This is a genomic window from Streptomyces sp. NPDC001381, assembly GCF_042895685.1.
In the GTDB taxonomy this organism is placed as follows: domain Bacteria; phylum Actinomycetota; class Actinomycetes; order Streptomycetales; family Streptomycetaceae; genus Streptomyces.
This window is the reverse complement of record NZ_JBIAWO010000005.1, coordinates 290,275-312,747: the sequence shown is the minus strand read 5'-3', so window position 1 is coordinate 312,747 and position 22,473 is coordinate 290,275. Positions and strand designations below refer to the sequence as shown.

At 70.8% G+C, this 22,473-nt stretch carries 18 protein-coding genes; 4 read left to right on the top strand and 14 right to left on the bottom strand.

What is annotated here, in order from left to right; translation table 11 throughout:
- Positions 1-312: 312 nt before the first annotated feature.
- The 4 genes from ACFY2L_RS24120 to ACFY2L_RS24105 are packed head-to-tail and all read right to left on the bottom strand — an operon-like array spanning position 313 to position 4,281.
- The gene (locus ACFY2L_RS24120) at positions 313-1,116 is read right to left on the bottom strand and encodes an IclR family transcriptional regulator (RefSeq protein WP_390823334.1); all 804 of its coding nucleotides are present in this window, start codon (positions 1,114-1,116) and stop codon (positions 313-315) included.
- A 42-nt stretch (positions 1,117-1,158) separates the two neighbouring features.
- Positions 1,159-2,001 carry a fumarylacetoacetate hydrolase family protein gene (locus ACFY2L_RS24115; RefSeq protein ID WP_390657424.1) on the bottom strand — a complete coding sequence of 281 codons (843 nt, stop codon included), beginning with the start codon at positions 1,999-2,001 and terminating at the stop codon, positions 1,159-1,161.
- Positions 1,998-3,743, bottom strand: a complete 1,746-nt coding sequence (locus ACFY2L_RS24110) for a bifunctional 3-(3-hydroxy-phenyl)propionate/3-hydroxycinnamic acid hydroxylase (protein ID WP_390823333.1) — start codon at positions 3,741-3,743, stop codon at positions 1,998-2,000. Before ACFY2L_RS24110 ends, ACFY2L_RS24115 begins: the two co-directional genes overlap by 4 nt.
- Before the next feature lie 43 nt (positions 3,744-3,786).
- Complete coding sequence (locus ACFY2L_RS24105; RefSeq protein ID WP_390823332.1) at positions 3,787-4,281, bottom strand: VOC family protein; 495 nt, start codon at positions 4,279-4,281, stop codon at positions 3,787-3,789.
- A 210-nt stretch (positions 4,282-4,491) separates the two neighbouring features.
- On the opposite strand from ACFY2L_RS24105, the gene ACFY2L_RS24100 reads away from it, so the two are divergent.
- Positions 4,492-5,955, top strand: coding sequence for an aldehyde dehydrogenase family protein (locus ACFY2L_RS24100; protein WP_390657421.1), 1,464 nt, complete (start codon positions 4,492-4,494; stop codon positions 5,953-5,955).
- Positions 5,956-6,112: 157 nt separating this feature from the next.
- Positions 6,113-7,627: a carotenoid oxygenase family protein gene (locus ACFY2L_RS24095; RefSeq protein WP_390823331.1), complete on the top strand. Its 1,515-nt coding sequence runs from the start codon at positions 6,113-6,115 to the stop codon at positions 7,625-7,627.
- A 163-nt stretch (positions 7,628-7,790) separates the two neighbouring features.
- Here the strand turns inward: ACFY2L_RS24095 and ACFY2L_RS24090 are convergent, their stop codons facing one another.
- The 3 genes from ACFY2L_RS24090 to ACFY2L_RS24080 are packed head-to-tail and all read right to left on the bottom strand — an operon-like array spanning position 7,791 to position 10,588.
- Positions 7,791-8,672: a nuclear transport factor 2 family protein gene (locus ACFY2L_RS24090; RefSeq protein ID WP_390657419.1), complete on the bottom strand. Its 882-nt coding sequence runs from the start codon at positions 8,670-8,672 to the stop codon at positions 7,791-7,793.
- A gap of 51 nt (positions 8,673-8,723) precedes the next feature.
- A complete protein-coding gene (locus tag ACFY2L_RS24085) occupies positions 8,724-9,296 on the bottom strand; it encodes a flavin reductase family protein (RefSeq protein ID WP_390657418.1) in 573 nt (190 codons plus the stop codon).
- A 38-nt stretch (positions 9,297-9,334) separates the two neighbouring features.
- Positions 9,335-10,588 (bottom strand): acyl-CoA dehydrogenase family protein, encoded by a 1,254-nt coding sequence (locus tag ACFY2L_RS24080; RefSeq protein ID WP_390823330.1) that lies wholly within the window; start codon positions 10,586-10,588, stop codon positions 9,335-9,337.
- A 155-nt stretch (positions 10,589-10,743) separates the two neighbouring features.
- Here ACFY2L_RS24080 and ACFY2L_RS24075 point away from each other — a divergent pair, with 155 nt between their 5' ends.
- Positions 10,744-11,454 (top strand): TetR/AcrR family transcriptional regulator, encoded by a 711-nt coding sequence (locus tag ACFY2L_RS24075; protein WP_390823329.1) that lies wholly within the window; start codon positions 10,744-10,746, stop codon positions 11,452-11,454.
- Between the two features lie 141 nt (positions 11,455-11,595).
- Positions 11,596-12,378 carry a hypothetical protein gene (locus ACFY2L_RS24070; RefSeq protein ID WP_390823499.1) on the top strand — a complete coding sequence of 261 codons (783 nt, stop codon included), beginning with the start codon at positions 11,596-11,598 and terminating at the stop codon, positions 12,376-12,378.
- A 136-nt stretch (positions 12,379-12,514) separates the two neighbouring features.
- On the opposite strand, the gene ACFY2L_RS24065 is transcribed toward ACFY2L_RS24070, so the two are convergent.
- The 7 genes from ACFY2L_RS24065 to ACFY2L_RS24035 form a co-directional block, all read right to left on the bottom strand.
- Positions 12,515-14,053, bottom strand: a complete 1,539-nt coding sequence (locus ACFY2L_RS24065; RefSeq protein WP_390823328.1) for a sensor histidine kinase — start codon at positions 14,051-14,053, stop codon at positions 12,515-12,517.
- Positions 14,050-14,793, bottom strand: a complete 744-nt coding sequence (locus ACFY2L_RS24060) for a response regulator transcription factor (protein ID WP_390657414.1) — start codon at positions 14,791-14,793, stop codon at positions 14,050-14,052. Before ACFY2L_RS24060 ends, ACFY2L_RS24065 begins: the two co-directional genes overlap by 4 nt.
- Before the next feature lie 50 nt (positions 14,794-14,843).
- The gene (locus ACFY2L_RS24055) at positions 14,844-17,084 is read right to left on the bottom strand and encodes an ArnT family glycosyltransferase (RefSeq protein ID WP_390823327.1); all 2,241 of its coding nucleotides are present in this window, start codon (positions 17,082-17,084) and stop codon (positions 14,844-14,846) included.
- 16 nt (positions 17,085-17,100) lie between these two features.
- Positions 17,101-18,393 (bottom strand): glycosyltransferase, encoded by a 1,293-nt coding sequence (locus ACFY2L_RS24050; RefSeq protein ID WP_390657412.1) that lies wholly within the window; start codon positions 18,391-18,393, stop codon positions 17,101-17,103.
- A 545-nt stretch (positions 18,394-18,938) separates the two neighbouring features.
- Positions 18,939-20,702, bottom strand: coding sequence for a CotH kinase family protein (locus tag ACFY2L_RS24045; protein ID WP_390823326.1), 1,764 nt, complete (start codon positions 20,700-20,702; stop codon positions 18,939-18,941).
- On the bottom strand, positions 20,702-21,379 hold the full coding sequence (locus ACFY2L_RS24040) for a DUF4956 domain-containing protein (protein WP_390657410.1): 678 nt from the start codon (positions 21,377-21,379) through the stop codon (positions 20,702-20,704). The genes ACFY2L_RS24045 and ACFY2L_RS24040 overlap by 1 nt, the downstream gene beginning before the upstream one ends.
- Positions 21,376-22,215, bottom strand: a complete 840-nt coding sequence (locus tag ACFY2L_RS24035; protein WP_390657884.1) for a polyphosphate polymerase domain-containing protein — start codon at positions 22,213-22,215, stop codon at positions 21,376-21,378. The genes ACFY2L_RS24040 and ACFY2L_RS24035 overlap by 4 nt, the downstream gene beginning before the upstream one ends.
- Positions 22,216-22,473 lie beyond the last annotated feature (258 nt).

Sequence of the window (22,473 nt, the reverse complement as noted above, 5' to 3'; positions counted from 1 at the left end):
CGGCACACGGCGCGGGCACCAGGCATCGGGGAGGCTCGTCATGGCGGAGGCGAGGCAGGCCGGCCCTGCCGGACCAGAGAAGCCCGCGCCCTCTGTGGCTGCGGGTTCGAGGTCGTTCGTGCCCTTCACAGCCCGCGTGACACCGGTGAGTGCGACACGCCGCCGCCGCGACGGTCAGGGGCGCGACGCCCGGTTCGGGCAGCGCTCCTCAAGCGAGACGCGCTTGACGTCGCCTTCGACGGCGTCCTTGAGTGTGCGGCGGCCGGCCGCGGTGAAGCCGGTGAAGGAGGGCGACCCACAAGGGGGTCGCCGTCAGCCGGCCACCACGCGCATCCGGTCGGAGATTTCCTGTCCCGCGGCCAGCACATGGCCCACCAGGTCGGCTTCCGTCCCGCTCGGGACCCTTGAGGCCAGCGCGGCCACGCTCACGGCCGCCACGACCTGTCCCGTGTCGCCACGGACCGGGGCGGCGACACCGAGAACGTCGGGGTCGAGTTCGGCGCGCGAGATCGCGTACCCGGCGGCCCGGATCCCCTCCAGACGTTCCATCAGCGCGTCGACATCGACCAGCGTCGAGGGAGTGAACTGCTCCAGTTGCGCGGCCTCGAGCAGACGGCGCGCCTCGTCCGCAGGGCTCCAGGCCAGGAGCACATGTGCCGAGGCGCCGGCGTTGATCGGCAGCGCGCTGCCTCGTTCGTAGGAGATGCGGACGCGACGTTGTCCGGATTCGGCGGTCTCGACACACACCACCAGGTCGCCCACCCGCCGAGTCAGGAGCACGGTCTCGCCCGTCCGCTCGGACAGTGCCGTCATGGCGGGCAGCGCGGTCTCGGGGAGTCCGTAGCCGCGCCGGGCGAGCCGGGCGATCTCCATCACGCGCAGACCGAGCCGGAAGCCGCCGCCCGGCGCCTCCTCCAGGAAGCGGCTCGACACGAGGGACTGGAAGTAGCGGTAGGCGGTCGAGCGGGCGACGCCGAGCCGCCCGGCGACCGCCGTCGCGGAGACCACCAGCTCCCTCTCGCCGAACATCATCAGGATGTCGAGCGCCCGGTCCGCGGTCGAGTTGCGCTCACGGTAGGCGCCCGCGGGGGACGCTTCACCTGATCTGCGGGACACACGGGTGGACGATGTCTCGGCCCGAGGCTTCTCGTGCCGGGCTCACGCGGGATCGTCCTTGACCACGCGGTTGCTCAGCTCACCGATCCCCTCGATGCGCGTGACCAGTGTCTGGCCAGGACGCAGGAAGACCTTCGGGTCGCGCCCGGCCCCGACACCGCCCGGGGTGCCGGTGGCGATCAGATCACCGGGAAGCAACGTGATGATGGTGCTGACGTAGGACACGATGTGCGCCACGTCGAAGAGCAGGTCGGCGGTGTTCGACTCCTGCATGGCGTGTCCGTCGACGCTGCATCCGATGTCCAGGCCCGCGGCTCCGGGCGGAAGCTCGTCGGAGGTCACCAGGGCGGGCCCCACCGGTGTCGTGGCCTCGAAGGTCTTGCCGGAGAGGAACTCACGGGTGCGGTGCTGCCAGTCCCGGACGGTGACGTCGTTGAGGATCGTGTATCCGGCGACGGCGTCCAGGGCCTCCTTCTCGCCGACGTGCCGGGTCGGGCGTCCGATCACGGCGCACAGTTCGGCTTCCCAGTCGAGATCGTCGCTCACCGCGGGCATGTGGATGTCGTCGTGGGCGCCGACGAGGGCTCCGTCGTACTTGGCGAACAGCGTGGGATGGGTCGGGGTCGGGCGGCCCATCTCCTTGATGTGCGTGGCGTAGTTCAGGCCGAGGCAGACGATCTTGTTGGGGTGGGGGACCACCGGGGCGTACGACGCTTCGGCGGCCGCGACGCGCCGGCCGTCGGACTCGGCCGCGCGCCGGGCCCAGTCCTCACCCGAGGCCAGCAGGGCCGCGACGTCCGCGTGGGGCAACAGCACCAGTTCGTCGCCTTCGTGGCGGACGGCGACGGTGCCGTGATCGGTCGTACGGATGGTGCTCAGTCTCACTTGCGGGCTCCTTGTGCGTCGTTTCTCGGGGCGGGGCCGCCTGCCGGGGCCGCGCCCGTGGGGGAAGGTGAAGTGCCGGACCGGCGAAGCTCCTCGGGGGCCCCGGCCGGCCCGGCTGTGCGGGTGCGGGCCTGGGACAGGAACGGGCCGAGTGCCCGTGCCACGTGACCGGCCCGGCCGGGGGTGAAGACGGCCGCTATCAGCCGGTCGGGGCGGACCAGCAGCAGGTGGCCCGGCAATGACGCCAGGTACGCGTCGAGTTCGCCGTCCGCATCGGCCACCGCGGCTCGTCCGTCGCGCGCACGGGGTGCGCGGTCGCCGAGCACCACGTCCACCCGCCGCGCGTCGGGCAGCGGGACCGCCGCCACGGCCTTCCATTCCTCGTCCGACAGGCCGACGCCCAGCAGGCTCCAGCCCGGGCCGAGGAGATCGTCGAGCCGAGTGAGCGTGTATCCGGGGCCGTGCAGCACGGAGGGCTGGTGCAGCAGGGTGCCGGCCAGCGCCTCTCCAGGGCCGTCGGCCGGCACCACCGCTCCGGCCCGCACCCGGGTGTCGGGCCGGTACCGCATCTCGGTCAGGTACCGGCGTCCGCGCCGGCTCCGCAGGGCCGCACGCACACAGAGGTCCCTCAGCCGGGCCCGTCTGTGATCGGTCGTCATGACGACACGGCCGAGCCGCACGGACAGTTCGATCATTGCCTGAGCGTGCGGACGGCGCTCGATGTCATAGGTGTCGAGGAGCGCGTCGACGGCCCGCCCGGCGAGCACGTCGGCCACCTTCCAGCACAGGTTGGCCGCGTCCCGGACACCCGAGTTGAGCCCTTGTCCGGCGAAAGGCGGCATCATGTGCGCGGCGTCGCCGAGCAGGAAGCAGCGGCCGTCGCGCAGCCTCTCGGCCAGCAGGGCGTGGAAGGTGTAGGCGACGGAGCGCTCGACCTGTTCCGGGGTGATGTCCCGGTGCGGGCGCAGCAAGTCCCGCACCAGGCCGAAGGGCACCGCGTCGCCGGGGGCGCACTCGTCCGGGCGCAGCCGGAACTCGTAGCGGCACCGCCCCTCCCGCCCGGGCACGATGACGAGGGGCCGGTCGGGGTCGCCGACGTGCATGCCGTAGCGCTCGTCGTGCGGATCCTCGAGCGTGTCGACGACGAGCCAGACGTCGTCCGGATAGCTGCGTCCGCGCATGGGGACGGACAACTGCTCACGCACGGTACTGCGGCCTCCGTCGCACCCCAGGACGTAGGCGGCCTCGATCTGCCGCGTCGCTTCGTCATCGTCATCGGACGCCAGGGTGGCCCACACGTGGTCGGGATACTGGTTCAGTTCCACGAGGCGGGTCCCGAAGCGAACCTCGACGTGCGGGAAGCGGTCGAGAGCGGAGCGCAGAACGCGCTCGAGATCGGGCTGGGCGAACGGATTCTTGAACGGGTGCCCGTATCGCCGCTCTCCGGTGCCGCGGGCATGGACGAGCGGCCGTCCGCCGACTCCGTAGTACTTGGTGCCCGTCCCCGGCACGATGATCGGGTAGACGGCTTCGTCCAGGCCGGCCAGTTGCAGTGTGCGCAGCGACTCGTCGTCCAGGCTGATCGCCTTCGCGTCGTCGCTCGTGGTCGTGTGACGCTCGACGACCAGGACGCGCACACCGAGCGCGCCCAGGAGGTTGGCCGCGGTCAGCCCGACCGGTCCCGCGCCGACGACGAGCACCAGCGGCGCCGCACCGGAGGACGCCGGGGGTGGTGTAGCCATGATGGGCCTTTCGGCAGTGTGAGCTGGACGTGAGGTCGCCGGACTACTGCACCGGCTGGTAGGCCGGGCCGCCGTCGGCCAGCAGTCGTTCCGCCTGGGCGAGGATCTGCTGAGGGTCCTGGTCGAGGTCGATCGTCTTGCGGAACGGCTGGCGCACGTCGCGCTCGATCCGCAGGTAGACCTCGTTGCGGTTGCCCTCGGGGTCGAAGAAGTAGATCCCGATCGCGTTGCCGTGGGTCACTTCTTGCTGGACCTCGATGCCTTCGGCGCGGAAGCGCCGATGGAAGTCGATGATCGTCTCCAGCGAGTCGACCCGCCATGACACCTGGTGGGTGAGTTTGACCCCGGGCGGTGCGGTCCGGCCGCGCTGCAGCACGAACTCGTGGTGCTCGTCCTCGGGGCGAGCCGAATAGAAGACGATCCCCAGTTCCTCGTCCTCGTCGGTGACGGTCAGCCCCATGACGCGCTCGTAGAAGTCGCGCATCTTCGGCAGGTCCTCGACCCAGAAGCCGGTGTGTCCCAGACCAGTGATACCCATCGTGTCTCCTTTTTCAGGATGGATGTACCGCCTATCGAGACAGTAAGGGGGGACCTCCCTCTTGACAACCCCCGATGCGAGCGCGTGTCCTGTTAAGCAAGTGAAGAGTCCCACTTATCAGGACGCTGCCGCCGATCGCCCACGTCTGGCGAAAGCCGCGACGACGTCAGTAAACTGGACGGTACAGTCCAGATCAATGGATGGAGCACCATGGTTTTTCTCGAGGATCGTGACTGGCAGGGGCGCATCTTCTCCGGCGGGTGGGTCAAGGGCTCCGGTGAGCCCTACGACTCCGTCGAGCCCGCCACCGGCAGGACGCTGGCCCGCGTCGGTGCGGCCGCACCCGCCGACCTGGACCGAGCCGTGGCACAGGCCGCACAGGCCCAGCGCGCGTGGGCGGCCCTGCCGTACATCGAGCGGGCACAGGTGCTACGACGTGCCGCGGCCCTGTTCGAGAGGCACCAGGCCGAGATCGCGGACTGGATCGTGCGGGAGTCGGGAGCCCTGCGCCCGTTCGCGGAGTTCCAGACCTCGAACGGCGCCGCCGAGGAGTGCTACGAGGCCGCAGCCCTGGCGGCGGCCCCCTTCGGCGAGGTACTCCGCTCGGTGGAGGACCGGTTGTCGTTCTCGCGGCGTCGGCCCGTGGGCGTCGTGGGCGTGATCGCTCCGTTCAACGCGCCGATGGTGCTGGCCATGCGGGCGGTGGCGCCGGCGCTGGCGCTGGGCAACGCGGTCGTCCTCAAGCCCGACCCGCGCACGGCTGTCTGCGGGGGTGTCACGATCGCGCGGGTCTTCGAGGAGGCGGGACTTCCCGAGGGGCTGCTGCACGTTCTGCCCGGCGGCGCCGACGTCGGAGCGGCGCTGGTGGACGACCCCCGGGTACCGGTCATCGCGTTCACCGGGTCCACCCGGGCCGGCAAGGCGATCGCCACGGCCGCGGCGCGACGGCTGAAGCGAGTGCACCTGGAGCTGGGCGGCAATTCGGCCCTGATCGTCCTGGAGGACGCCGACCTGGACAAGGCGGTGTCGGCGGGCGCGTTCGGCTCGTTCCACCACGCCGGTCAGATCTGCATGGCCTCCAGCCGTCACCTGGTGCACGCCTCCGTCGCCGAGGAGTACGTCGCACGGCTCGCCGAGCGCGCCGACGCCGCGCCCGCGGGAGACCCGGCCACGGACGCGGTCGCCGTCGGTCCCATGATCGACGAGAGGCAGCTGCTGGCCGCCCACTCCGTGGTCACCGACACCCTGGCCGCCGGGGCACGACTGGCCGCGGGCGGAACCTACGAGGGCCTGGTCTACCGGCCGACCGTCCTGGCCGACGTCCCGCTGACCGGGCGCGCCTACACCGAGGAGATCTTCGGCCCCGTCGCGCCCGTCGTCGCCTTCCAGGACCTGGACGAGGCCGTCCGACTCGCCACCGACACCGAGTACGGTCTCTCCCTCGGCATCCTGACCGGCGACCCGGCCAAGGGTCTGGCACTGGCCGACCGGATCCCCACCGGGCTCGTGCACATCAACGACCAGACCGTCAACGACGAGGCCACCGTGCCTTTCGGAGGCATGGGCGAGTCGGGCAACGGCTCCCGTCACGGTGGCACCACGGCCAACCTCGAGGCCTTCACCGAGCAGCAGTGGGTCACTGTCCGGGGCGAGATCCCCGGCTACCCGTTCTGATCCCCTCCGCCGGCCGGGGTCCCTTCCTCCCCCCGGGATCCCGGCCCCCCGCACCGGGTGCGCCGTCAGGCGTCCCCGGCCCACCTCCCCACCACCCGCATTGGACATATCGATGAACGCAGTCGCCCCCCGATCCGGCCTCGTTCCGCCGGACCCGATGACGATCGCCCCACGCGCCGCGGCCGCACCGCCGACCCCCCGCCGGCCCGAGGACGCGGCCGGCTGGGCTTCCGGCAACAAGTTCCTCGACGGGCCCTTCACGCCCTGGACGGAGGAGGACGCGGCCTACGACCTGGAGGTCGACGGCCAGATCCCCGAAGACCTCGCCGGAGCCCTGTTCCGCATCTCCTCCAACCCCCGCTTCCAGCCGCGCGATCCGGAGCGCTATCACTGGTGGGAGGGAGACGGCATGGTGTGCGGCATCTATCTGCGCGACGGCCGGGCCGCCTACCGCACCCGCTGGGTGATGACCGACTCCATGAAGTTCGAGGTCGAACAGGGCGAGGCGGTCTACAGCGGTTTCGCCAACGGCGGCAGTACGGCGCCGCTTCCCCAGGGGGCTCCGCCCGCGAAGAACGTGGCCAACACCAACGTGGGCATCTTCGACGACCACCTGCTGGTCTACTTCGAGGGCGGACTGCCGTACTCGATGCACCCCGAAACCCTGGAAACGTACGGCAGTTACGACTTCCACGGCGGCATCGACGTGCTCTGCACCGCCCACTACAAGACCGACCCGGCCACGGGCGACATGCTCTTCTTCGCCGCGACGGGGCCGACCATCACCTGGTACCGGGCGGACGTGAAGACCGGGCACGTCATCGACAGCCACAGCTTCGACATCAAAGTGCCCGTGCTCATGCACGACTTCGCCGTCACCGAGAACCACGCGGTCTTCTTCGTCACCCCGGCCCAGTTCCGCCTCGACCACATCATGCGGGGCGAGCCGGGCGTCGTCTGGGACGAGGCCTCGCTCCCCCACGGCGTGCAGATCGTGCTCATGAACCGCAGCACCCACCAGGTCACCTGGCACGAGGTCGGCGGCCACTGGGCCAACACGCACTTCTACAACGCCTACGAGCGTGACGGGCAGGTCGTCGTCGACGGGCACCGCATCACCCGGCTGGGCACCCCCGCCGACCGGCTCGAGACGCCGGTCACCTCCCACTCCTGGTTCCCCCCGTCGCTCCCCCACCGGTGGCGCGTGGACCTGGCGACCGGCAGGGCCACCGAGGAGATGCTCAGCGGTCTCGCCGGCGAGTTCCCACGGATCAACGACGCCTTCACCGGGCTGGAGCACCGCTACGGCTACTTCGTCACCACCCGCTCGCTGGCCGCGGACACGATGAGTGACGGGCTGGCCAAGCACGACTTCCTGCGGGGCACGACCAGTGTCGTGGAAGGCCCCGCAGGGCTGACCAACCCCGGCGAGCCGGTCTTCGTCGCCCGGGAGAACGTCCGCTCCGAAGACGACGGCTATCTGCTGTCCCTGTGGTGGAACCGCCTCACGGGCCTGTCCGAACTCCTCATCCATGACGCCGCCGACCTGGTCCGCACCCCGCTCGCCCGGGTCAAGCTCCCCAGCCGGGTCCCGTTCGGCTTCCACGGGAACTGGGCCGACCACGTGACCCTCGACCAGGCGGTCGCGGCACAGAGTGAGAAGTCCGACTGACACACGGTGCATCCTGTGCCTCACCCAGAGGGGGCCGGCGGCGGATACCGCCGTCGGCCCCCCTCTTCGCGCCGGTGCCGCCTCCTGCCCGCGCCGCGACATGGCGAGCCGGTCGCACCGTGGTGTCGCCGCGGTGCGACCGGCTCGCTGGGGTCCCAGGACGTCAGGCGGGCAGGCTCGGAGGGGGCACGGGGTGGCGAGGCGGAGCCGCCTTGGACACGCCGCTCCAGTGCTCGGCGAGCAGCCCCTCTCGCACCCGGAAGGCGTCGTAGACGAAGTACGGGTACGTCCCGCCGCCGGCATCGGGGTCGGGTTGGGGCATCAGCCCGGCGCACACGACGATGTCTCCCTCGGCGACGAGCAGCACCGGCGGGTTGAGCGGCTCGGCCGGTGTCGGGAGGGGCCCGTCGGGGAACTGGCCGCGAACGAACTTCTCCAGCCCGGCACGGCCGGCCGGGTACTGGGAGACGTGCTGGTGGTAGTCCTCGGTGACGAAGTCCTTGACGGCGTCGGGATTCTGAGCATCGAAAATGCAGCGGTAGAAATCGCGCACCAGGCGCTTGTTCGCCTCGGTGTCGTCACCGGGGGACACCGACACGAGAACCGCACGCGAGGGTGTGTCCGGAGCGGGCGGCTGCGGCGGAGCCACCTTGTTGACCGAAGGCCACCGCTCCGTGATCCGCCCGTCGCGGACTCGGAAGGTGGTGAAGGTGTAGTAGTCGAAGGTGGCCCCGGGGAGGGCGGGATCGGGCTGCGGGAGGTACCGGCAGACACACACCAGATCGTCGTCGGCGATGATGAAGACCGGCACCGGCGGCGGAGCGGCGCCGTCCGGTCCGGCGGCCTCCGTCTCACGCACAAAGCGGGCCCGCAGATACGCGGTGTAGGCCTGCGCGCCGCTCGGGACGTCCGCGCCGTGCTGGATCAGGTCGGGGCTGACGTATCCGGCGACCGCGTCGGCGTTCCGAGCGGCGATGACGGTGGAGAAGAAGTCTGCCACCAGGCGCTTGTTGGCGGCGGTCACGGAGTGGGGCGAGGAAGGCATGAGCGTGCTCACTTTCGTCGAGGCCATCGCTGGAGGTCCGGGCGGTCCACGTCAGGCCGGCACCGCCGATCGCCGACCGTTGTCCAGGCGCCGGAACCGACTGCCGTGGAAGACCAGGGGGTCGGCCGCCGGCACCGTCCACAGACGCCCGACCTCCAGCAGGGCGATGGCGTGATCGCCGGCAGGCATCTCGGCGCGCAGAGTGCAGTCGAACCAGGTGATCGCGCCGTCGACGAACACGGCGCCCTGCTCGCCCGCTTCCCAGCCCACCCCCGCGAAGCGGTTCTCGTCTTTGCCCGCCAGGGCGCGGCATACGGTGGCCTGGCCCTCACCGAGCACGCTCAGTCCCAGCCGTGGCAGGGCCCTGAGCCTGGGCCAGGTACGCGACGTGGTCTGGAGACAGACCGAGACCAGCGGGGGCGCAAGGGAGACCGACGTGAAGGAACTCACGGCCATGCCCACCGGGTCGGCGCCGTCCATTCCGCATATCGCGATCACCCCGCTGGGGAAGCAGCCGAACGCCTCCCGCAGGGCCTTCTCGTTCCGGGCCGCCGGCTCCGGACGTCGTGCGACGTCTTCGGCCGAGCCCCCGAGCACGCGGTCACCACGCTGAGTGTCGAACATGGAGATCACTTCTTTCCTGATGGCGGCGGCTGCAGGACTCAGCCGACCTGGGGGAGGCCGCCGGCGAACATGGACAACGGCTCGAGTCCCAGGACCTGACGGCCGCTGATCTCCGCCATCGGGTCGAACCGGATGGCGCCGTGGGTCGCCAGCACGCGCACGTCGCGCGCGAAGCGCTGGATCGGGTTCTTCAGGCTCACCGTGGAGGAGCCGAGGGTGAGCTGGAGCCGGTCGACGGCGTCCGCGCACAGCCGGACGGCGTGGACGAGGTCCATGGTGATCTCGGACTCCTCCGCCGCAGTGAAGTCCTCTCCCGCCAGTGCCCGACGGTCCACCTCGTCCGCGTGCCGAAGAATCACGGCTTCGGCGGCATTGATCATCGCGCGCGCCGCCCCGGCGGACACCTGAGTGGACGGCATGTCCGCCACCGTCGGGTAGGGCAGGTTGAACGGCTTGCGCGCCCTCGCCTGCTCGACGAAGCAGTCCAGCGTGCCGCGCGCCATGCCGAGGGCGATCGCGACGTTGCTGAGACAGGTGATGATCATCAGGGCCCGTGTCCCGTTGCGGAACCCGATGCCCGAGTAACGCTCGCGGACGCTGTTCATGGTCGCGGGGAGGTCGGCCATGTCGAGGCAGCGATGGCCGGGGACGAAGACCTCCCCCTCGACGGCGATGCCGTTGCTCGACGTGCCCTTCAGCCCCATGACGTGCCAGTCATCCAGGATCGTGTACTGCTCGCGCCGCAGCAGCGCCATCGCACGGTGGGGGTGACCCTCCGCGTCCTCGTACCCCACGCCGACGACCGCCCAGGCGGCGTGCTTGCATCCGCTGCCGAAGGCCCACTCGCCGGAGACCATGAAGCCCCCTTCCACCGCTCGGGCCGACCCCACGACGGGGGAGAAGACGGAGGCACCCACCGCCAGCGGGCCGACCCAGGTCTCGGCCTCCTTGAACACCTCCTCGACGGCCTGCTCGGGAAATCCGAGAAGATTGCGGATGCCACCGGACACGAACACGGTCCACGCGGCCGCCCCGTCCCCCTCCGCCAGCGCGGCGGTGATCTCGACGGTGTCGCGCGCCCCGAGCGCGTCCCCGCCCAGCTCAGGCGGAAGCATGATCTTGAACACGCCGGCCTCGTGCATCGCCCGCAGCGTCTCAGGCGTCAGCGCGCCGATCTCCTCTCCCTCCAGGGCATTGCGCCTCAGCAGTGGCACCAGGCCACGCGCCGCGTCGCGGACCACCCGGCCGCGGCGCCGTCCTGTCCCGGAGGACAACGGGTCCTGCTCACTCATCGAACTGCTCCTTCGGGGATGTGAGGTACTGCGCGCGAAGCACATATTGAACTGAACCGTTCAGTACAGATTCGACGTTACGATAGGGTCGCAAAGAGGTCAACAGACAAAGGGACACGGGCATCTGCCGGGTCGGCTGCCCGAGAAGGAGCGAGATGGCAGTCAAGGGGCGTCCCCGCCCGGAGGCCGGGGCCCGGAGCAAGAGAGAGACCGTGCTCGACGCGGCGGTCACCCTGTTCCTCGACCGGGGCTTCGATCAGACGTCGATGGACGCCGTGGCAGCCCAGGCCGGCGTCTCCAAGACGACCGTCTACGCCCACTTCGGTGACAAGGTGGAACTCTTCCGTGCCGTGATCGAACGCGGCGCCTCGTCCGTCGACTTCGACCTGGACCAGGCGACGCTGTCGTCGGTCGAAGACCCGCGGGAGAGGCTGACACGGATCGTCGCCAAGCTCCTCGAGGCGACGACCGCCCCCCAGCACCTCGCCCTCCTCCGGGTTCTGACCACGGAAGCCGCCCGCCGCCCCGAGCTCACCGAGGCGATGCGCACACTCGGCGTGCCGCACGTCGTCGACCTCGTGGCAGCCGCTCTGCTGGAGGACGGCCGGCTCCATGGCTACACCCTGCCGGACGCCCACACGTACGCCGCACTGTTCGTCCGCATGGCGGCAGCCGGGCTGCAGATGGACGCCCTCCTGAGCCCCGGGCCCCGCCACGACTCCGCCCAGCTCACCGCGCACGCCCGCTGGACGACGTCGCTGTTCCTGCGCGCCCTGCGGTCTCAGGACCCCGAGGGCCTGCCGGAAGTACCCCTGCACAACGCGAGCGGCGCCTTCCCCTGGGGAGAGCCGCCCCCCACGGACTGACACGGCCCACCGCACAGGCTCCCGACCCACACAAGGGGCCGACAGCTCCGCCCGCACGCCGACCGCGCACTTCCCGCCCGGCGTGCGGGCTTCGACGTATCAGGGCACTTCAGGCGATACGCGGCCGGTGTCCTCGCCTTCCTGTGCGCCGCGCTGATACTGCTGGGATCCACGGCCGCGGCACGGATCGGCACTCGTGAGATCTTCAACGGACAGACGCACTCCGACGGCGCGCTGATGCTCCTGGCCCGGAGCCTGACAGGGGGTTCGGCGAACGGGCTCGGCAACCTGATGTTCGCCGCTGTGGCCTGCGCCCTGTTCCTGTGCATTCTGTCGGTCGTCGGCGGCACCACACTGGCGGCTGCCGGCGCCCTCGCCCGCGACTCGTACCATTACGTCGCGCGGCACAAGCGGTCGGGCCCGTCGGCCGAACTGAACGCCGCCCGTGTCGCCGTGGCGCTCTTCGGCGCCCTGGGCATCGCGCTCGCGGTGATCGCCCAGGGCCACTCCGCCGGCTTTCTGGCCCAGCTCGCCACGACCGAGGCGGCCTCGACCGCGGCACCGGCCCTGATGTACACCTTCCACTGGCGCCGATTCAACCGCACGGGACTGCTGTGGACGGTCTACGGCGGAACAACGCTGACGATCGGCCTGTACCTGTTCTCCTCCGCCGTGTCGGGTAGCCCGACGGCACTGGTCCCGACGGCCGACTTCGCGTGGTTCGGCCTGAGCAGCCCCGCCGTGATCTCCGTTCCCGCGGCCTTCCTGCTGGGGTGGGCGGGCAGCCTGTGGGGCCGGCGCGGCAACGGACGGACCCTGGCTCCGGAGGAGGGTCCGCTCGCCGTCGACGCGCTCCTGGTCACCGGTCGGCCGCTCGCGTCCCGCGCTGTCACCGCCACGGATCCTTCCGCACGCACCCGCTGAATTCCGCTGCACGCACCGATCGTTGTGACGCTCCCCGGCCACAGCGGCTGGGGGGCGTCCTCCCGGTTCCGTCCCCACGTCCGGGGAGCCGCTGTCGATCCGGGTCGCGAAGGGCCGCACCCCCGTACGCGCGCGATCAGCGGGGTTCCCGGCCGGAGTCGGCTGCGGGCAGGACCAGGCGGAAGACACACCCACGGCCGGGGGCCGTGTCGAGTTCGAGGCGGCCCGCGTGGCCCTCGGCGATGGTCGCGGCGATGGCCAGGCCGAGGCCGCTGCCGCCGTGCATGCGGGAGCGGGCGGGGTCGGCGCGGTAGAAGCGCTCGAAGACGAGCTCGGCGTGGACGGCTTCGAGGCCGGGCCCTTCGTCCGCCACCTCGATCACGCTGATCGGCAGGCCCTCCGGCAGGGGCGGCGAAGCGGGGAAGCGTCCGGACCGGTCCGTGCCGCCGGTTCCGGGACCCGCCTCGGTCGTGCCGACACGGACGTGGACGCGGGTGCCCGGCGGGGTGTGGACGCGGGCGTTGGAGAGCAGGTTCTCGAGGATCTGGCGCAACCGGTGCGCGTCGCCGACGGTCTCCGCGACCTCGAGTTCCTCGGCCCCGGTGGGATCGGCCGGGGTGGGCAGCGAGCCGAGGTCCACGGGATGGGACTCGCTGTGGACGGCGGCGGCGCTGACGGCGTCCGCCGCGAGGGACAGCAGGTCGACCCGCTCCCTGCGGTAGGAGGGTTCCTTGTCCAGGGTCGCGAGCAACTGGAGATCGTCGACGAGCAGACTCATGCGCTCCGCGTTCTGTGCGATGAACCGGCTGGCCTCGTTGCGTTCGCGGGCCGAGCGCGGTTCCGGGCGGAGGGCGAGTTGGGCGTAGCCCTGGATGGCGGTGAGCGGGGTGCGCAGTTCGTGCCCGGCGTCGGCGACGAACCGGCGAAGGCGGGCCTCCGAGGCCTCTCGCGCCAACAGCGCCTTCTGCAGGCGGTCGAGCATGGAGTTCAGGACCCGGCCGAGTCGTCCGATCTCGGTACGCGCATCGGTGTCGGGCAACCGCAGATCGAGCCGGCCCGCGGTGATGTCCTGAGCCGTCCGTTCCATTCTGGTCAGGGGCAGCAGCCCCAGACGAACCACCCACCGGCCCAGGGCGATCAGGGCGACGACCGTGACGGCGAGCAGCACGGCGTTCAGCCACAGCAGCTTCGACGTGGCACCGTCGACGGTGTCGAGCGGAAGGGTGACCACCGCGCTCATGCCGTCCGGCCCGGGGTTCAGCAGCACCCGCCAGCGGCCGTCACCACTGACGGCGGGCACGGTTTCGGGGTGCCCGTCCCGCAGCCCGAGGTCCTCCTCGTGATCGGCCAACCGGGGTCCTGGCTTGGTCTCGGAGCCCAGGGAGTCGTCGAGACGGCGCCCGGAGGAGTCGTAGAAGTAGACGTGGAAGTCCGAGGGAAGCACGTCCGCGCGTTCTCCCGGGTCCGGCAGCCTGCCGTCGAGTGCGTCGTAGAAGGCGGGAGCCGGTGGATGGAACTCGACGAGCTGGTCGTCCACGCGGTCCAGCAGCCAGGAGCGCAGCACCAGATAGCCGATCGCCTGGGAGGCCAGGACGGCCACGGTGGCGAGCACCGTGGCGCCGAGGATGAGGCGCCGGCGCACCGACTTGGGCGGCCGGGGCAGGACCCGGGTCACTGGTCCGGCGTCCCTGCGTGGGCGCGGGGAAGCCTCAGGCAGTAGCCGACGCCGCGCACGGTGTGGATGAGTGGGGGCTCGAAGCAATCGATCTTCCTGCGCAGGTACCTGACGTACGTTTCGATGATCCGGGAGTCGCCGGCGAAGTCGTAGCTCCAGACGTGGTCGAGGATCTGGACCTTGCTCACCACCTGGCCCGCGTTCGACAGGAGGTAGGCCAGGAGCTTGAACTCGGTGGGCGACAGGGCGATGTACCGCCCTGCGCGGTGCACCTCGTGGGCGCCCTCGTCGAGTTCGAGGTCGGCGTAGCGCAGAACGCTCTGCACCGCCTGCCATTCGGGGGCCGGCGCCGTGCGACGCAGAATGGCCTCGATGCGCAGCAGCACCTCCTCGATGCTGAAGGGTTTGGCGACGTAGTCGTCCCCGCCGGCACTGAGGCCGGCGATGCGGTCGTCCGTGCCGGTGCGGGCGGTCAGGAACAGGATCGGACAGTCGTCGCCCGCCGCCCGCAGCCTGCGGGTCACCTCGAAGCCGTCCATGTCGGGCAGCATCACGTCCAGCAGCACCAGATGCGGTTGCAGACGTTCGACCTCCAGGAGGGCCCCCTGTCCGGTGTCGGTGCTGCTCACCTCGTACCCGGTCAGGCGAAGCGTCGCCTCCAGCAGGGTGCGGATGCTGGGCTCGTCCTCGACCACGAGGAGCCGGTGTCGCGGCCGCGCGGCCGCGGGCTGCTCGGTCATGCGTCTGCTGGTCCGTTCTGCCTTGTCGACGACCGTCGGTCGGGCGTCGGTCACGTGGCGGCGCAGTCGTAGAGCACGTCGTCTCCTCCGGATCCCACCGCACCGCCGCGGTCGTTCTGCGACGACGTGCCGGAGGTGCCGCCGTACGCCGACGCCGGAACCCGGGTGCAGTGGTCGGCGATCCAGTCGGAGCGCTGCTCGGTGTATCCGCCGGACCGGGCCGGCAGGCCGCCGCCGTTCGTGTCGGAGCCCAGGATGTAGCGTAGTTCGCCGTTCTCGGTCCACTTCTCCAACTGGGCCACTGACGGCGCGTTGTCGCTGTTGGTGAAGCCGCCCATGGCGATGACGGTCTCGTCGGTGCCCAGGATGAAGGCACTGGCGTTGAGGGCGCCGCCCTCGACGGCGAGCTTGATGCGTGCGTCGGGTGCGTGCTCGACGGCGTACCGGATGATCTCGCGCTGGTCGGCGGTGAGTTCCCCGTCACCGAACCCGCCGGCCCCACCAGGGGCCCTTCCCGCGCCGGCCCCCGGGAACGAGGGTGTGCCGCGGCCGTTCCGGCCCGCCTCCCCGGGCGCACCGGGCATACCGTTCGCTCCCCCGCTGGGCATGCCGGAAGGCACTCCGCCGGACGGGGGTTCGGCGGGCTGTCCCGAGGAGGTGCCACCGCCGGGGAAGCCCGGCAGGTCCGACGGCATCCTGGACGGCATGCCCAGGGGAAGGTCTCCGCCCCCGTTCGAGCCCTGCCGGGGCATGCCACCGCCTCCGCCGAATCCGAGCGTCCGCGGACCGGCCATCGGGTTGGAGCCCCCCGTGCCGGTGGAGCCGGGTACGGCCACCGCCCACGCTCCCGGCGCCAGCAGAACCGATGCGACCGCGGCGCACACGGCGCCCGTCAGCAGTCGGCCACGGCGTCGTGACAGCACCAGCAGGACGACCGCGACGCAACCGACCAGCAGCACGGGCCACACCAGCCAGCCGTTCCAGTCGGGCGAACGGCGGACCAGCCTCACGGCCCAGGCCACGCTCACCACGACCGCCGCCACGCCGACCAGAGGCGCCCAGCGCAGGCCGGCGCGGTGGACACGGACGAGGGCTGCCGTCAGTCCGCCGCACAGGGCGGCGATCGCCGGGGCGAGCTGAGTGGTGTAGTAGGGATGGAAGATGCCCTTCTGGGCCGAGAACACGGCCCCGCAGACCACCAGCCAGGTTCCCCACAGCAGCCAGCCGGAGGCCGGCAGCACGGCGGAGTCGGGCAGCCGGCCGCGTCGGCGCAGCACCGCGACGGCGACGGCGACGGCCAGCGCGCAGACCGGCAGCAACCAGCTGATCTGACCGCCCAGCTGCTCGCTGAACAGCCGGCCCGGGCCGGATCGACCGCCGAATCCGCCGCCTGCTCCGCCCATCCCCTGCGGCGCGCCGTCGCTGGAGCCGAAGACCCTCCCCAGCCCGTTGTAGCCGATCACGAGGTCCCAGGCCGAGCCGTCCTCGCTGCCGCCGATGTACGGGCGGTCGCCCGGCCACAGGGCCACCAGGGCGACCCACCACAGAGAGGACGCCGCCAGGATGGCTCCCGCGCCCAGCAGACGCCGCACTCGCGGTATCCAGGGGCAGCTTCCTCCCACGAGCCAGGCGACGGCGAACGCGGGGATGACCATCCAGGCGGCGAGCATTTTGGTGAGGAAGCCGCATCCGATCAGGAAGCCGCTCGCGCACAGCCACCAGGTCGTGGCCCTGCCCTCGGCCCGCAGCGCGCGGGTGAGCGCGTACGCCGCCGACACCAGCAACAGGACCAGCAGCGTGTCCGGGTTGTTGTCCCGGTTGATGGCCACGGTGATGGGCGTCAGGGTGAGCACCAGCGCCGCGATCAGCGCCGCTCCCTCCCCCGCCCAGCGGCGCACGGTGCGGTGCAGCACCAGCACCGCGGCCACACCCTCGAGCACCTGCGGCAGGATCAGCGCCCAGCCGTGCATCCCGAAGATCTTGCTGCTGATCACCTGCGGCCACAGCGCGGCCGGCGGCTTGTCCACCGTGATCACGCCCGCCGGGTCGAAGGAGCCGAAGAGGAAGTAGGTCCAGCTCTTCCCCATCGACTTCACTGCCGCCGAGTAGTAGCTGTTGCCCCACCCCAGGGAGTCCAGTGCCCAGCCGTACAGGACGGCCGCGAGCACGAGGACGGCTCCGAGCGCCGCGGGTGCCACCCGCGAGGGGAGCGAGCGGACGGAGACGTTCCGCCGCCTCCCGTCGTGTGCGGGTGCCGCCGTTGCAAGCCTGATGTGCGCGTGGTCACTCATGCCGGGATTTCGCTCCTCATCCACGGACACGGCCGCGCGGGTCGGCGAAGACAGCCAGCCGCAGCACCGCGAAGCGCACGCAGGTGACCGCGACGGACGCCGTGGCGAGCACCGCGGTCTCCGCGGCCGGTGAGGCGCCGGGGTCGAGCCACTTGAACCACAGCACCGCCCCGGACGTGACCAGGTAGCCGAGGACGAACAGGCCCCCGGCACCGAGGTGCGCACGGGCGGGCGGGGTGGTGGAGCGCCGGAAGGTGAGGCGCCGGTTCGCCTCGGTGTTGAGGACGGTGAGCCCGAACAGCGAGATCAGGTTGGCGACGGCCGGAGACCACCAGCCGCGCAGCAGCCAGTACAGCAAGGCCTGTCCGACCGTGGAGACGACACCTATCGCGAGGAAGCAGCCGACCTCCCACGAGAGCACACCACGTCGCGTGGAGGGGGCGAGGACGGCGTCGGGGTGTTCGGCGGCCGGCTCGGGGCGCGGCCGGACCTGGACCCGGGCGTCGCCGGACGCCTTGAGCCGCGCCATGCGCCACAGGCCCCGCAGGTCGTCCGTGGCGGTGCTCACCACGTCCACGCGGGTGTCGACGTCCTCGACCCAGTCGACCGGGACCTCGTGGACGCGCAGTCCGTTGTGCTCGGCGAGCAGGAGCAGTTCGGTGTCGAAGAACCACGCGTCGTCGCGGGTGACTTCCAGCAGCGGCCGGAGCACCTCCGTGCGGGCCGCCTTGAATCCGCACTGGGCGTCGGTGAAGCGGACTCCGTGGGTGAGGCGGATGATGCCGTTGTAGCAGCGGGAGATGAACTCGCGGCGCGGCCCGCGCACCGTGCGGGCGCCGGGGGCCAGCCGGGAGCCGATCGCGAGGTCCGAGTGGCCGCTGGCCAGGGGCGCGACCAGCGGGAGCAGTCCGTCCAGGCCGGTGGAGAGGTCCACGTCCATGTACGCCACGATGTCGGCGTCGCTGGCGGCCCAGACGGTGCGCAGCGCGAGTCCGCGGCCCTTGCGGTCCAGGTGGACGACGCCGACGCCGGGCAGCTCGTCCGCGAGGCGACGGGCGGTGGCGAGGGTGTCGTCGGTGCTGGCGTTGTCGGCGACGGTGATCCGCCAGCGGAACGGGAAGCCCTCGCGGAGGCGGGCGTGGAGCGTGCGCAGGCACCCGGGCAGGGCTCGTTCCTCGTTGTAGACCGGAACGACGATGTCCACCGTCGCGGTACCGGCGGAGGGGAGCAGCGGACGGGCGACGGGCTGGAAGGGCGCGGGACGTTCCACGCGGGCGGCGAGTTCGGTGAGGTGGGGGGTGGGAGTCATGACTTCCTCAGGCATGAGGGGACGGCAGACTGCGGCTCACGGGCCCTGGTCCAGGGCCGCGGCCTCACTGTTGCCGCCTCGCCTGTGGGGGTGGGGGGAGAACACCGAGAACTGACGGGGAGTCAGATCAATGACCGAAAGCATCCCCCGGTTCACCGTCGGCACGTCCGCATCAGGGTGCCCCGTAACACCCGCCGCGCGCTCACCGGCCACACCTTCCCCGCCGCTCACGGACTTCACACACCCTGCGCCCAGTTCCCCCGCAACTCGCCGTGGGGCCAGATCCGGGACTGCGGCAGCGGCAAGACGCAGCAGCGGTCGTTCGGCGCGCGCAGCGCGGGCGCGCCGCGCAACATCGCCACGGGACCGGGGCCTGCTGGTCGGCCGGCAGAAGGACCAGGTGGCCAAGGGTTCGGTCGCCGCGAGGGGCGGCGCGGACGCCGACGGCGCGACGGGCATGGGGTTCCTTCGCTGTCGGGAAACTCGCGGTCCCGCCGAACGCCCGGACGACGTCCCACGGGGAACTGCCGTCCGGGCGCCGGAGATCAGCCGATCACCTCCGATTTCTCGGCCAGTGCCTCGGTGCGCTCGGTCACCGTCTTGCGCAGCTTCTCGACAGCGGTGTCCAGCTCCTTGCCTTCGGCACCGGCCTTGCCCGCCTGTCCGGCGATGTCGTTCAGCGCCTGCAGAGCGGTCCCGGAGCCGTAGAACTTCTCGTACAGCTCCCGGTACGCCTTCTTGTAGACGGGATCGAAGGTGTCCGAGTCCAGGAAGCGCTCCTTGAGGGGGTGCCCCATGAGGCCGCCGAACCCACCGCCCTCGCCCTGACCGCCTTGGCCGCCTTGGCCGCCTTGGCCGCCTGGGCCGCCTGGGCCGCCGCCCGGCATGCCCGAAGGCATTCCGGACGGTATGCCCTCCGGCAGATTCCCGGGCATTCCCGACGGCATGCCTTCGGGCATCCCCGACGGGGCTCCGGAGGGCAGGTCCTGCGCCCCCTGACCACCGGTGGCCCGGCCGCCGCGGCTGCTCTGCCCGTCGGCAGCGCGTCCGCCACCGCCGAGGGCGCCGCCCATGCCCGAGTCGTCGTCCGGGCCCGACGTCGCGTCGCCGGTGAAGGTGAGGTTGTAGTCCCATCCCAGGACCGAGAACTTCTTGGTGTCGAGGTCGTACCACAGCAGGTAGTTCTTGCCGGGTCCGGCGATGTCGTCGAAGTTCATCAGCAGGTTCTGCGCGGCGAGGTACACAGCCAGGGACTCGATGTCCACGTACTGGTCGAGCTCCTCCTCGAACTCCTTGTCCGATGCCTGGTCGGCCCATTTGACGAGCTTCATGACCGGCTCCAGGTCCTGGCTGCCGACCTTGTTGAGCTGCTCGAACGAGTCCTCGTAGTCGGTCGGGTCGTCACCCTTGTACGCGAAGCTGCCGCCGGCCCGTGCCTTGTACAGCACTCCGTTGCCGTCGCCGATGGAGTCCGCGTACTCCGTGTCCGGGCTCTCGACCATCAGCCGGGTGGCGACCGGACGGCTGTTCACCTTCACCGACGTGAAGGCGTACCGCTCGTTCTTCTGGCCGGTGGTGTCCGTCAGGCTCAGCGAGAGCGCCTCGTTCACCGGCACCTGGCCGTTGCTGCCGGGGCGCAGCGAGATCTCGCGCTCACCCTGATAGGCGCGGCCCTCCACGAACTCGTCGATCTTGATGAGCCAGGGCAGTTCCTCGGGCCTCTTCTCGGAGAGGTCGTACTGCACGATCCCGCCCATGGCGCCGCCGGCTCCGCCGGGACCGCCGCCGTTGCCCTGGCCGCGGTCCCGGCTCCCCGTCCCGCCGTCCTGCGCCGGGGCCGGGGCGCCCTGCGTGGTGCCTTCGGGCATCGCCCGGCCGCCACCGGGCATGCCCTGGCCGGTTCCGCGCAGGGACGACAGCGTGGAGTTGCCCTTGAGGCGGATCCCGACGTCGTCGAGGTAGACCCCGTCGACGGTGAGGTCGGCCTCGATGAAGTCCTTGGTTCCGTCCTCGCGGAACTCCTTCATCATCTTGGTGAAGTCGGTCTGGTCGTAGTCCAGTCGGATGGAGTGGGAGACCGAGGTGTCGTACAGGCCGACCGTTCCCCCGACGTTCTGCGTGATGGCGTCGGCCTCCACCCGGGAGGAGGAGGTGACGTACGGCGAGACGCGGGCGTCGCCGAAGAAGTAGACCATCACCGCCAGACCGGCGCACAGGGCTCCGGCCGGCTTCCAGTGGTGTCGCAGCCGTACCGGGACCCGGTCCCGCAGGCGCCGCCGCCGAGGGGGCCTCTCGTCGCCGCCGGACATCACAGGTCGGTCGTGTCGTAACCGGTCAGGACGGTCACCCGCTGGCCCGACGTCCGTTCCTGCAGCGCGGTCACCAGGTCACCGGGCTCGGTACCCTTCTTCATGCGGACCGTGTAGAACACCTCGGTCAGCGCCCCGCCGCGGATCGTCTCCGTGCTCACCAGCTCGAACTCACTGGTGTAGCGGATGAGTACGTCGCTGATGTCCGCCGCGTAGTCCTCGCCGGCCGGAACCTGGACCTTGACCACCTGTCGCTGAACGTTGAGCGCGAACCAGTCGAACTTGAACATCACGACGACGACCACGCAGATCACCACCGCGGCGACCGCGGCGAGGGTGTAGAAGCGGGCGCCGGCGGCCATGCCCACGGCCATGGCCAGGAAGATGAAGCCGACGTCCCTGGTCTCCTTGACCGCGTTCCGGAACCGGACGACGGACAGAGCGCCCACCAGCGAGAACGCGCGGGCCAGGTTCGACCCGACGACCAGCATGATCAGCGCGACGATCATGCCGACGACGACGAGGGTCTGAACGTAGGACTGGCTGTAGGAGACGTTGCGGTGCGTGTACCGGTAGACGTAACCGATCATCGTGCTGAGGATGAACGACAGCGCCATGGCCGCGACCACGTCGGCGACGCTGAACGTACCGCTGAGTTCCTGCAGATCGAAGTTCACTGTGCTCCTGCTTTCAGGGGCGCCTCGGGCGCCGAACGCTGCCGGGGCAGCGACTGCTCGGTGGAGGTGGGCGGCGGGTAGTCCGCCTCGTTGACGTGGAAGACGGACCGGGGCGCCAGCCCGAACGCCTCGATGGACTGCACGTACTTGGAGACCCGGATGAGGTTGAGGTTCCGGCGCGCGGCGAGGTCCGTGATCCAGTGCGGGGTGCGCTCGTTGACCTTGATCTCCATCACCGACATGTGGGGTGGGATGGTGAACCGGTTCTCGGGTGCGGCGATGCCGAAGTGGAAGTCCCGGTCCCGGCCTCGGATGCGCCGGTCGAACGTCACCCGCAGTCCGGTGTCCGCGTCCCGGCCCACCAGGGCCTCACGCTGGTAGCCGGTGATGGCGGTGGGCTGAAGGTCGAGCCGTACGACCAGTTCGAGCACCTCGTGGATGAAGGCACGTTCCCTGGGCGAGTGCTCCACCAGCTCACGGCCGTCGCACAACTGCCGGGCGGCGCCGTAGGGGAGGGTGATGCGGCGCTTCTGCGTGACCCGGTTGACGCGTTGCTTGATCTCCACGCAGACCGGCGACTCGTCCGTGACGCCGTCCAGGTCCCCGTAGTGGCGGATGCGCAGCTTGCGCCGGAACTTCAGGCCCTCGATCTTCTCCCAGTAGAACCGCAGCCGCGGGGTGTCGTAGTACAGGCTCCAGACGCCGTAGCCTCCGACAGGGCTGTTCAGATCGCGGTCCATCCGCTCGGCCAGCTCGTCCCGGATCTCGGCCGCCTGCTCGACCGGTACGAGGTACTTCAGCTCGAACCGGTTGAACGCGTGCAGCCTGCTGGCCACGTGCAACGGCTGTTCCTCCGCCGGGTCCTGGTCCTCCTCCCGGCTCGGGGACTTCCGCCGTGTGGTCACCGGTAGTGCCACCATGCGCCTCCTTCGTCGTACGGCCTGTCGGGCGACGCAGCACACGAAACCGGCGGGATGTGAGAAGGCGCTGGGAATGACGAGGTAATTCCAGGAGTATTCGAGATGACCGACAGGTGAACTGCGCGCGGTGACCCGACGACGGGCCCCGACCAGGCCACAGGCCGGGGTCGGCGC